9 protein-coding genes are annotated in these 11,967 nt (G+C 42.1%); 5 read left to right on the forward strand and 4 right to left on the reverse strand.

The window, feature by feature from the left end; all coding sequences use genetic code 11:
* Positions 1-77: 77 nt before the first annotated feature.
* The gene (locus ACFFAP_RS02980; protein WP_375509827.1) at positions 78-467 is read left to right on the forward strand and encodes a DUF1499 domain-containing protein; all 390 of its coding nucleotides are present in this window, start codon (positions 78-80) and stop codon (positions 465-467) included.
* A 231-nt stretch (positions 468-698) separates the two neighbouring features.
* Complete coding sequence (locus ACFFAP_RS02985) at positions 699-1,367, forward strand: DUF1345 domain-containing protein (RefSeq protein ID WP_375509828.1); 669 nt, start codon at positions 699-701, stop codon at positions 1,365-1,367.
* An 82-nt stretch (positions 1,368-1,449) separates the two neighbouring features.
* Here ACFFAP_RS02985 and ACFFAP_RS02990 read toward each other — a convergent pair whose 3' ends face one another.
* The 3 genes from ACFFAP_RS02990 to ACFFAP_RS03000 all read right to left on the reverse strand — a co-directional run bounded on the left by ACFFAP_RS02990 (position 1,450) and on the right by ACFFAP_RS03000 (position 7,278).
* Positions 1,450-3,885 (reverse strand): ATP-dependent helicase, encoded by a 2,436-nt coding sequence (locus tag ACFFAP_RS02990; RefSeq protein WP_375509829.1) that lies wholly within the window; start codon positions 3,883-3,885, stop codon positions 1,450-1,452.
* Between the two features lie 704 nt (positions 3,886-4,589).
* On the reverse strand, positions 4,590-5,342 hold the full coding sequence (gene aqpZ, locus ACFFAP_RS02995; RefSeq protein ID WP_375509830.1) for an aquaporin Z: 753 nt from the start codon (positions 5,340-5,342) through the stop codon (positions 4,590-4,592).
* Between the two features lie 847 nt (positions 5,343-6,189).
* Positions 6,190-7,278, reverse strand: coding sequence for a RuBisCO accumulation factor 1 (locus tag ACFFAP_RS03000; RefSeq protein ID WP_375509831.1), 1,089 nt, complete (start codon positions 7,276-7,278; stop codon positions 6,190-6,192).
* A gap of 482 nt (positions 7,279-7,760) precedes the next feature.
* On the opposite strand from ACFFAP_RS03000, the gene ACFFAP_RS03005 reads away from it, so the two are divergent.
* The 3 genes from ACFFAP_RS03005 to ACFFAP_RS03015 all read left to right on the forward strand — a co-directional run bounded on the left by ACFFAP_RS03005 (position 7,761) and on the right by ACFFAP_RS03015 (position 10,865).
* Positions 7,761-8,699 carry a response regulator gene (locus ACFFAP_RS03005; protein WP_375509832.1) on the forward strand — a complete coding sequence of 313 codons (939 nt, stop codon included), beginning with the start codon at positions 7,761-7,763 and terminating at the stop codon, positions 8,697-8,699.
* Positions 8,700-8,779: 80 nt separating this feature from the next.
* On the forward strand, positions 8,780-9,484 hold the full coding sequence (gene ubiE / locus ACFFAP_RS03010; RefSeq protein ID WP_375509833.1) for a bifunctional demethylmenaquinone methyltransferase/2-methoxy-6-polyprenyl-1,4-benzoquinol methylase UbiE: 705 nt from the start codon (positions 8,780-8,782) through the stop codon (positions 9,482-9,484).
* A 145-nt stretch (positions 9,485-9,629) separates the two neighbouring features.
* Positions 9,630-10,865, forward strand: coding sequence for a DUF445 domain-containing protein (locus tag ACFFAP_RS03015; protein WP_375509834.1), 1,236 nt, complete (start codon positions 9,630-9,632; stop codon positions 10,863-10,865).
* Positions 10,866-10,981: 116 nt separating this feature from the next.
* Here ACFFAP_RS03015 and ACFFAP_RS03020 read toward each other — a convergent pair whose 3' ends face one another.
* Positions 10,982-11,557, reverse strand: coding sequence for a Uma2 family endonuclease (locus ACFFAP_RS03020; RefSeq protein WP_375509835.1), 576 nt, complete (start codon positions 11,555-11,557; stop codon positions 10,982-10,984).
* Positions 11,558-11,967: the final 410 nt, after the last annotated feature.

Genomic DNA, 11,967 nt, shown 5'->3' on the forward strand with positions numbered 1-11,967 from the left:
GCGATTACCGCAAAGTATTACAGTGATTCAACCAAATGTGTGAGAGTATACTTATTCACTTACCCGGAGACATTATTATGGTTTTTGCTGGCAAACGACCAAATAATTTAGGTATTAGCAACGGTAAATTAGCATCTTGCCCTAATTCTCCTAACTGTGTTTCTAGTCAAAGTACAGATGCAACCCACAAAATTACACCACTGACTTTTACATCTACCACAGAACAAGCGATTAGTAATCTTAAACAGATTATTGAGTCCTTACCAAGAACTAAAATAATTACCGAAAACCAAGATTATTTATATGCAGAATTTAAAAGTGCTTTACTGGGATTTGTGGATGATGTAGAATTCTATTTAGACCTGAATGCTAATGTTATCCAAGTACGTTCAGCTTCACGCTTAGGTCAAAGCGATTTGGGTGTTAATCGTCAACGAATAGAAACGATTAGATCCAAGTTAAAATAATTCGTAATTTGTAATTCGTAATTGAATTAGTTAAAGATTTATGCCATAGTGATGCATTTTTAAGCTAAATAGTTAAAATCGCTAGAAAGACAGGGAAAAGTGGAGACACAAAAATGCAATTTGAATGACGATTAGCTTAGAGACCACCAATTTTATAATTTGGTGTGGTGTTACACCGATAATTACAAATTACGAATAATAAGTTAGTTAAAGTCTGCGATCGCAATATTTGTGAAACTTAATTTATTTAAAAACTTTGACCCCCGACCCCGACTGATCATTGCTGTCGGATTTGCTGTATTAGTTTCAATAATCCTTCCGCCTTGGCTGCACTTACCTACTCGCATTCTCTGCGCTTGGAACTCCGGTATTGACTTGTTCTTAGCCGTAACTTGGTGGAAAATGCTCAAAGCTACCCCAGAAAAAATTCGCCGTTATGCTGAAAATGAATATGAAGGACATTTAGCTATATTCATGCTGGTAATAGCTGCGGCTTGTGCTAGTGTTTTAGCGATCGGGTTTTTACTAAATGATAAAAAAGAGTTATCAACAATTCTGCTTACCCTACATGTCATACTTTCAATTATGACCATTGTCGGTTCTTGGTTACTAGTGCATACGATGTTTGCAGTGCAATATGCACACAGCTATTACAAATATATTAATCGTAATAATAGTGAAGAAATCATTGGAGGTTTAGATTTTCCTAATAACGACTATCCAGACTATTGGGAATTTTTATATTATTCTTTTGTAATTGGCATGACTAGTCAAGTTTCAGATGTGGAGACGAGATCACGCGATATGAGGCGCTTGACTCTGTTACATAGCATATTATCCTTCTTTTTCAATACCACCATTTTGGCTATGACTATTAATATCGTTGCATCGCTGATTTAAAAACCGTTGAACTCAGCCAAAAGTAATTCACAATCTAATCGTTATTAACTGTCGATTCCATTCAATTTCTTAAAAGTTTTGATCACGCTTGTTTGGTCATTACTGCTAAATTCATCACACATTCCGGAAATTGGCGCTTTAACGCTGGAAACACCGGACAAGGAGCTTGTTCTTGTAAATTGTCCGGCTTACTCCAAGTAAAAGGGGCTTTCTGCGCTGCTGACATCCACACCAGACGCTTTGCTCGTGTCATCGCAACGTAGAGTAAACGGTATTCCTCAGATATTTTCAAGTGCTTTGCTTGTTCCCATGCTTGTGTGACATCTGGTATGGTAAATTCTCCGTGGAGAGCAGCACGAATTTGGGCGCGGGCTACTTCTGATAAAGTAAAATCCCCTAAGAACTGGCTTTGGGGAGGAACCCAAAATCTACCAGGAATCAAGTTTTCGTGGAGGAAGGGAAGAAACACATAGTCCCAATCTAGCCCTTTGGCTTTATGCATGGTAATAATGGTCAGTTGACCGCGACGAGTGTAACGTTCTTCCGAATCTTCGGTTTCCACTGGTTCAAACCGTTCGGAACTGACGATTTCACTTAAAGCTGACAGCATTCCCCCCATCGAACTATTGCCTGCTATCTGCTGGTTTACCCGTTCTGCAAGTTTGTCAGCAGTTGCCAATTCTGCCTGGTCGTAATTTAAGGTCAACGCAAGAAAGGAAATTAGCTGATACAGGGGCAATTCCAAGCGGGCGCGAAGTAAGCTGCGACACAAACGAGCGGCTTTTTGGACTGTTTCTGGCTGGGGCGCTGCTAGGGGGCCAGGATACAAAAATTCTTCTGGGAGACTAGCAAGGGCGTTGAGGTCTTGGGTAGGAATTAACTGGCGCTGTACTAATGCTTCTAGTGCGGCTTTGAGATAATCGGGGGAGTGGGGGCGATCGCAAAATTGCAGTAATGCTAAAATTTCTTGGGGAACATGGGAACGGCGATCGCGTTCTCCCACATCGTAAAGTGTAATATTATGCTCTTTGCATACAGGTGTCAGAGCCTCTGCTAACCATCTTCCTTGGCGATTTTCTCGCACTAAAATCGCTGCACTATTTTGTGTTGGATCTTCACTAAATAACTCGATTACTCTTTGAGATAACAATTCAACGGTGTGATGAATGTCACGCGGGGTATAAAGTTCCAGTCCTCGTCCTACTGGTGCTGGGTTGGCGTTATCTTGCGGATCGCCAACTTCAACAGGGCGAATTGTCTGCAAGCGAAATGGTACTTGTCGGTTGTCAGGAATCTTTTGTCCGTTATTTATTGTTGCTGACGACTGTTTATTGATCCATTTGAGGGCAAAGTTAGCAGCTTCAATGATAATTCTAGTACTGCGACCAGCTTGATCCATCGTTGCCAATCGTTCGATGCGATCGCACTCTTCGCAAAATTGCCGAAAATAAATCGGATCGGCTGGGGTAAAAGTAGAGTTAATCGCTTGGTTCGGGTCGCCAACTCGTACTAGATTGAGTGAGGAGTTAGGAGAGACGCGATTAATCGCGTCTGTACTGGGGAGTGAAGAGTTATTTCGCTTATCCCCATTACTTGCCAAAATTTCTAACAACTGCGTCTGTAATGGGCTAGAATCTTGGGCTTCGTCTTCAAAGACTGCGAATACTTGGTTTTGCTCGATGCGACGGGCACTGTCGTTTTCTAAAACGCGCAGTGCGGCTAAAATCATATCGTCGTAGTCGATGAAATCACGCGATCGCATTAAGTTTTGATATTGCTCATACAATCCCGCCGCTACGCTCAAAATTGCATATTCGTCTGTGGTTTCTTTACTCCACTCCCGCAATAATTCTGGCGATATCCCAGAACTTTTTGCTTCATGAATTACCGTATTAGCTAATTCTGGTAATACTTCTGTTCGCAGCACCGATTGGCGACGCAACCTTTCTGTCTCTTCTCCGTCAAATTGATGACCTTCTAATAACCGCAAATATATTCCTGGATTATTTGCAATCCATTGCTCTACGGCTGTTCGGATAAAACGGTGACTTTGGGTTGGTGTAATTAATGTGACATTTTCTAGCTGCAAACCCGACAAATCAGAATGGCGACTGGCAATGTTCAACGCTAGACCATGTAGGGTATAGACAAAAAATCCAGTCTGAGGTAGAGATAAATCATCTCGTAAGAATTTGCGAATCTTCGCTTTAATATTGGCAGCAGCTGAACGAGTAAAGGTGACAACTACCAATTGACGGCGGGAGGAAGAACGTTCATATTGACGGGCGATCGCGATCGCAGCAGCCGCCGCCATACCAGTGGATTTGCCTGCACCAGGAACGGCAGAAATAGCCAAAGGGCCAGATTGCCAGTCAGCCATTTGTTGCTGTCCAGGGCGTAAACTGTTGCGGATGCGTGCTATGGCTTCTGCCCGTAGGGATGACACAGGCGATCGTTCAGACAATTCTGGGTGGAGTGATTCTTGAGGCACAGGAGCAGTAAATTTAGAGTCTGACATACCAAATTTTATATATTAAATAGATGTTGAATGTAATTCCCAAACCACAGATATGAATAATCTTTGATGATTCTCTGTAAATATATCTTAACCCCCCCTTTTTTAGGGGGGTTGGGGGGATCTTCCGGCTCAAAATATCACTAACTAGTACAGTACGGCGGAAGTTTGCCTAACTTTAACAAGGCGCAAAATCCCCTTGTTAAGACCCAAGTCTCGTTAATTGAGATGGTATGTGGATTTACGCCTCAGTGTACTAGTTAATTCGCAAATAAGTCTAATGATTAAGAATGTAGAATAATTAACAAATCGGTTGTTTACTAGTAAAATAGTAATCTAAAACTTTTTAAAAAGAGAGTGTATATAGCAGCCCTAAATCATTCGTGAAAAGTAAGCTCCCCGACTTTTTTGATAAGTCGGGGAGCTGGACACCGTGAATTTTCATAAACTTAAATATTCTGTCAATCATGTGACTAAACAAATTAGCCAAGCGTTATTTGTTCAGTCACAGGATTGTTAAGAAATCTAAAAATGAAATCTCAAGCGATGCCTACGGCGAGCTGCGTAGGTGCAGCCTCACCTGAAGATTGATTATAGGCACAATGCAGATCCAACTATTGCCCGTTTTGATGAACTGCTATAAAAACCAGAAATACCGGGCTAACTCGTACAGTTGAAAATGACTTTTAGAGTAGCTCTTTGAGATTTTACCGTTCTTCCACAGTTGATTCACTAAAGATAGCTACGTACAACCATCCTGCTAAAATAGCCCCGAAGATAGGAGCTATCCAGAACAGCCAGATTTGTGAAAAGAGTTCTACACCTGCAAATAGAGCAACTCCAGTACTACGAGCAGGATTCACCGAGGTATTGGTTACAGGAATGCTGATTAAGTGAATCAAGGTGAGTCCAAAACCAATTGCCAGTGGTGCAAATCCTTTAGGAGCACGGCTATCAGTCACACCCAGAATAATCAGCAGAAACATGAAAGTCATCACAACTTCAGTAATCAGGCAAGCAAACAGCGTGTAACCACCTGGAGAATGAATACCATAGCCGTTGGTAGCCAGTGGGTTGAAGCCAGTCAGCGTAAATCCAGTTTTGCCGCTAGCAATCAGGTAGATAATGCCCCCAGCAACAACTGCACCGATCACTTGAGAGAGGATGTAAGGTAGTAAGTCAGACCCCGGAAAGCGCTTACCTGCCCATAGTCCAAACGAAACAGCTGGGTTGAAATGACCACCAGAAATATGACCAAAAGCATAAGCCCCTGTGAGGACAGTAAGCCCAAATGCCAGGGATACACCTACTAATCCAATACCCAATGGAAAAGAAGTATTCTCGCTGATTTTTGCAGCATCTTCTGTGTAGGCGGCGGCTAGAACAGCACTACCACAGCCACCTAAAACAAGCCAGAATGTACCGATAAATTCGGCCAAACAACGTTTCGTGAGAGACATTTTCGGAAAACTCCTTGTTCAGCTACAAACGAGTAATGGCTATGTTGAATAATGCTTGAGTCATTCCTGTCAACAGAAAATCCATTGCGTTTGTTTGGTTATGAAACTAAATCGAAAAGATAGGAATTTGTTTTTTCCTCAATAATTGTGGTGATAAAATATGAAGATACTGGAAAAGCTAAATTCCCAAAAACATGCTTAATTTATTAAGAATTTTGCTCTCATGATATAGGACTCATATTTGATTTTTTAAATATCTGTAGGGGAGCCAGTGCGTTGCGGTGAATCCAGCGCTGTAGGCGACTGGTGTTAGCGTAGCGGTAGCGACTGTGCGTAGCGTCAGCCGAAGGGAGGTTCCCGACGCTCGTAAGCGTTGCGTTACGTTACGCGATGACACAATGCCAGTTAGCTCAAGTCAGGAAACCCGCCCACACGGCTTGCTCCCCTACATATACTTAAATTTTTTCAAAAATCAAATCGTATTGGTATATATCTGTTGAGATTCTTGATCCAGTGCGTTCTATTAAAAGTTATTACGAAATTCAAATAATTTTTGTGCTTTATACACTTTCAGCTTACAAAATTTGGGTTTTTCCTGTTACGGTCGTTACTTTGTGACTGTTCAAGGGATGTCATCATCCCTCAAAATGTGGATTTACACAGGTCAACGAAAAATCAAGGGTTTAGGCAAAGCATTGCCAAGCCAGTGCCAAGTTCATGTTAAGAGAGTTAAAGCAGATGGGGCATTGACCAAACAAAAAATTGAACCAATGCGCCATTTGCTATCCGCTGTTTGGACAGTTAAAACAAGTTCACATCACGCAGTTAGTTCTGTCTAAAATTGAATTTATTCGTCAATCTGCCATGAATCCTTAGTTAATTCTTCATCCAGAATTCTCTTAGGACGCACGATGATAATAATTTGTCCTAGTAGAGGAATTTCTGGCTCAGTTTCAAACCACTGAAAATCTAATTCACCACCATTTTCAACGACAAAATAGCTGGAGGCATCCCATTCTCGTTTTGCACGATCTACCACAACTACGACAGGCCCTGTTTGGGTTTGGGTTTGGATGGGGAAGCGATCGCTATTCGCTAAAATCACTACTGGATCTTCTGCCGCCAACAACACTTGCCAACCTGGTAACGGCACCCAAGCTTGTTCTCCAGAAAATTTGACCATCCGAAATGGTTCAATTTCTGTGATTATGGGCACAGCTTGCAAGTTTTGCCGTGATAATGGCAACTCACCAACCACGGGCAAGATGCGGGGTAATTGTTCTTCAATTTCCAGGCGGTAAAAGGGTAAAATTGGCGCTGGACGCTGGAGAACAGTAGTAAAATCAGTCAGTAGCTGTTCGATTTTTTGCCTTGCTGCTGGCGTGTGAGCAAAGCGTAAACCTTTGGCGATTAGGCGCGATCGCTGCTGTAAATCTGCATTTTGGCGTGCCAGTTTCCAAACTTGATGAGCAACAGCATCCCCAGGATGGGCAGAAAATCCTTCTGGTAAAGTGCGGAAATAGGAGTACTCTTTAATTGCTTTTGCTATATCCCGTGCCTCATCAGCATCAACGTTGTGGACGAAGATTAGTTCGGCGGCGGCGGCGCGTTCTTCTTGGGTGAGCAAACGCAGTTCGTATAAAACATCACTGCCGCGTGTGGCATAGTGCGATTGTGTTTCTTGCGATACTCCAAACTTTTCCAAAGAATTGTAAACTTGAGAACCAACAACCACCTGATTTTGTTGAATCGGCTCAAATCCAGTCGCCTCAAAAATGTCTTGGGGGTTGTAACCGGTTTTTAGCAACGAGGCGATCGCCGTTCCCCATTCCACCCAGTTACCTTGTTTTTGTCTCAGCCTTCGCAGTAATTCTTGCGCTACATCGTTGGTAGCATTTTCTTCGGGATTCTGAGCGTTGGGTGGTAGATCAGTCATAATCAGAGTGCGAACTTCAACTTGAGAGGTTGATTAATACCTCATGAGCAAGTCTTATTCTAATCTATGAACTACCCATAGTTATATCTTGCACCTGCCCACTTTCTTGCCAAGAAATAAATTTCACAGGCTTTTAGCGCAAGTCCACTAAGCGTGGACTCTAATCCTTATTGAGTCTTCTTTAGAAGAATGCAAGCTAATAGCCTCAGAATTCATTCTGAGGCGGTTGTTGGGACTGGTGCAAGTTTTGAGTATAACTACTGCCTTGAGTTGATCTGTAGAAACTTATCTAGTTAATTCTTCTTGTGGAATTTTTTCTTGCTTCAGATATTTGGGCAGACAAATATCCTCTGTGACACTCACAGCTACCGTATTTAAACATGCAAGCTAACTCCGTAATAACCCTTGATAAATTTGAGCTATTCTCAACTAAGCTTGGTATGGAATATAACAAGATAGTGAATATTTAAAGGAAATACCTTATGGATAAGCCCAGTGTCGAAATTGATAAACTCCAATATCCAGTGATGACTCTCCAACAACCAAAAAAGCTGAAAATCCTGGTAGTTGACGATGAGCCAGATAATCTCGATCTGCTTTATCGTACCTTTCGACGCGACTTTAATGTTCTGAAAGCTGATAGTGGGGTGAACGCCCTAGAAGTTTTGGCAGCAGAAGGGGAGGTAGCGGTGATTATCTCCGATCAACGGATGCCAGAAATGAAAGGAACTGAGTTTCTCAGCAAGACTGTACCTCAGTTTCCCGATACGGTTAGGATAATTCTCACCGGATTTACTGATATTGAAGACTTGGTAGAGGCGATTAATGCGGGGCAAGTCTACAAATATATCACCAAGCCTTGGGACCCAGGCGAACTGAAGGCAGTGGTGCAAAGAGCTGCAGAAACCTACGACTTGCTCAAACAACGTACAGAAGAATTACGCCGTTCTCATGTTCAAATAGCTCTGCTGAGTGTTTTGGTACAGATAACTCAAGCAGCTTCTAGCTTAGAAGAAACTCTCGTTCCAATTGCTAGGGCTGTGAGTGATACTTTTGGAACAGACGGGTGTATTCTACAACTGACAGATGGAAATACTCTGATTGCGACTCAAGGAACTTACAGCGATACAGGTACAATAGAGAATTGGCTATCTCTTGACCCATTAACAGAGGAAGCGATCGCCACTGGGCAAATGCAAGTTTCCTTAAATATACTTAAAGACACGAAATTAGTCGATGCTATTCACTACAAAAATACGGGTGTGCAAGCACATTTAGTTATCCCAATTAGCTACCGTAATCAACTTTTGGGCGTATTATCACTACAGTGGAAACAACCCTGCACTTTACGGGAAGATGAATTAATGCTAATTAATTTATCAGCCCAACTGATAGCGATCGCTCTTACTAGTTGTCATTAGTCATTAGTCATTAGTCATTAGTGAAAAACCAATGCCCAGTGCCTAATGCCCAATGCCCCATGCCCAATACCCAATACCCAATGACTAACGAAATTCAGTCCATTTTTAACCGTATTGCTCCGGTTTATGACCAGTTGAACGATTGGTTGAGTCTGGGACAGCATCGAATATGGAAGGAAATGGCAGTGAAATGGAGTGCAGCTAAATCGGGTGATACAGCATTAGATTTGTGTTGCGGTAGTGGTGATTTAGCCTTACGTCTGGCACGGCGGACAGGAGCAACAGGACAGGTCTACGGAGTGGATTTTTCACCCAACCTGCTAGAAAAAGCTAAAGAACGCTCACATTGGCAGTACCCCCAACCTGCGATCGCCTGGGTAGAAGCCGACGTGCTAAATTTACCCTTTGACGATAACCAATTTGATGCAGCAACAATGGGCTATGGTTTAAGAAATGTTAAAGATATTCCCCGCAGTCTCCAAGAGTTATACCGGGTTTTGAAGCCGGGTGCTAAAGCCGCAATTTTAGACTTTCATCGACCGAGTAATCCTCAGCTACGTGCCTTTCAGCAGTTGTATCTGGACAGTTTTGTGGTGCCAGTTGCCAGTTATTTAGGGTTAAAAGAAGAATATTCTTACATCAGCCCTAGCTTAGACCGCTTTCCCATCGGGAGAGAGCAAATAGAGCTAGCGCGTCAAGTTGGTTTTGCTGTTGCCACACACTACCCCATTGCGAACGGTATGATGGGAGTGCTAGTGCTTAGTAAATTAGGAGTTATTAGTTAAAAGTTATGAATTATGAGTAGTGATAAATTCTCATTTAAAATTTATCATTCCTAACTCCTAACTCTTGTACAGACGCGATTAATCGTGTCTCTACTGTTAACTCCTAACTCTAAGCTCTAAACTCCTAACTTTTTTAATTCTTCCCTTGGACTGGTCTCATCTTTGGCTTTATGTGTCTCCCCCGGTACTGGGTGGAATTATTGGCTATTTCACAAATGATATAGCCATCAAAATGTTGTTCCGTCCTTACCGAGCAATTTACATTGCTGGACGAAGAGTACCCTTCACCCCTGGATTGATTCCCCGCAACCAGGAACGTTTGGCTCTGAACATTTCTAAGACAATCATGGGGTCACTTTTGACACCTCAAGAATTGCAAAATCTGGCGCGGCGTCTGTTGCAAACAGAACGTGTGCAAGCAGGAATTCTCTGGTTGTTGCGGCTGGCGATTGAACAAATCAAAACAGATAAAAACGAGAAAAGCGCCAAAATTGTGGCAGGTATTTTGCGGGATTTACTAGGGGAATCCTTGCCACGGTTACTCAAGGTTTTAGCGCGACGTGAAGACTTTTTAGAAGTCCAGATCAATCAAATTTTTGACCAGATATTGCTGGAATTTCAATTGAGTGAAGAACAAGCTACGCGGCTTGCTGATTGGTTGTTGCAAGTAGTTTTACCGCCAGATGTACTGCGGCAGACGATAGTTGATTTTTTGACCGATCGCACAATTCAAATTATTGATGAAGGCTTTCGCGAAAAAACTAGTGGGACTTATTGGGTAGTAGCAAATTTGTTTGGCTTACGTAATACTCTCACACGCCTACGGACTTTTTGTTTGGATGAAAAAGAGGCTGCTAATACTCGCTTGCAGGAATTGACTCAAGATTTGCAAATGCGCGATCGCATTCGGAAATTACTGCAAAATTTATCATTACAAAACTTGCCAATGGGTACGGTGCGCCAACTCCGAAAGACCACCCGCGAAAGTGTCCGCCATTATCTACAAAACAGTGGCAGCGATTTTTTACAAGGATTAACTGATTCTGTTGATTGGGAAAATATTGCTGGAGTGCTGCTGAATCGTCTTAGTACTTCACCTGTTGTCAGTACTTCTTTAGAAGTGATGAGTCAAGAGTTGGCTTTAATATTAGATAAGTATTTGGAAAAAGATTTAGAAGTAATTGTGGCGCAAGCAATTCCAATTTTATCGATAGATCAAGTGATAGTTGACCGGGTAAAATCAACTTCACCGGCGGATTTAGAAGCTGCAATCGAGGGAATTGTAAAAAATGAATTGCAAGCTATTGTAACTTTAGGTGGTGTTTTGGGTTTTGTCATCGGGTTATTCCAGACAGTGTTTTTAATATTTAGTCAATATTGATTTTATGTTTTTGACTGTAAATTTATATCAAATTAGAGTTGCAAGTTGCCCAGATTGTGGAATGAGTGAAATTGAGCGATCGCCTTTTGAGAAGAGGTGCGAGTAAGAAGCGATCGCTAACTCAAAATCTGTGCTAAATTCAGCAAAAACCCAGGTAATACATTCTCTCCTGATAAGCTAGTAGGCGATTGCAAAACCTCGACATCCTGTCCTGGGCGGTAAATTTCCACCTGTTGGTTCTGCGGGTCAATCAGCCAGCCTAAACGTACACCGTTGTCAATATACTCCTGCATTTTTTGTTGCACAGTCTTTAAGGTGTCTGAAGCAGAGCGTAATTCTACCGCAAAATCTGGAGCGATGGGTAGGAATCTGTCGGGGTCTGGGTTCAGGGCTTCTAATCGCCTCCGGCTCACCCAAGACGCATCGGGAGAGCGATTTGCACCATTAGGGAGTTTGAAACCTGTTGAGGAGTCAAAAGTTAAACCTGTGCCATCAGCGTCAGCCCAATTACCTAAACGCTGTGTCAGCCTACTATTTAGATTTCCGCTTTCCCATCCAGTTGGTGGCATGATAATCAATTCTCCCTCTGCCGTGCGCTCAAGTCGCAAATCTCGATTATTTTGACACAGTTGGAAGAACTGCTCATCTGTTAGTTCAATGGTGGGGCTGAGGTTCAGAATTAGGGCAGTCATAGTTGCCTCTCAATCTTGCTAACTGTAGCGTAGCACTTGGTTGACATACTAAGTTGACCATTTAATAATTACCATGCTTACTAAAGAGCTATTTTCAGTCATATAGAAATTTGTTTCACTGTTATCTGTCTGATAACAGCAGATGAAAGTTGATGTTTTTCTCTCAGCTTCTACTAGCAGGATGCTGTATTCAATCACACCCTCTTATTATTCTGTTGACTCAGCGCATTTAGTCTAAATTTCCGAACCCGTCCTCGCCCAAAAGTAAAACAGAGTAAGCATTATAGCTCTCGCTCAATGTTTATGGCATCATTTTGCTATGCTACTAATTTTTTAGTATTAAATTTTACATAGAGGTTAAAATTATTTTAGTTCAAGGCTTATATTGTAAATCTGATTAATATTAAAGT

Source organism: uncultured Nostoc sp. (assembly GCF_964245575.1).
GTDB lineage: Bacteria > Cyanobacteriota > Cyanobacteriia > Cyanobacteriales > Nostocaceae > Nostoc.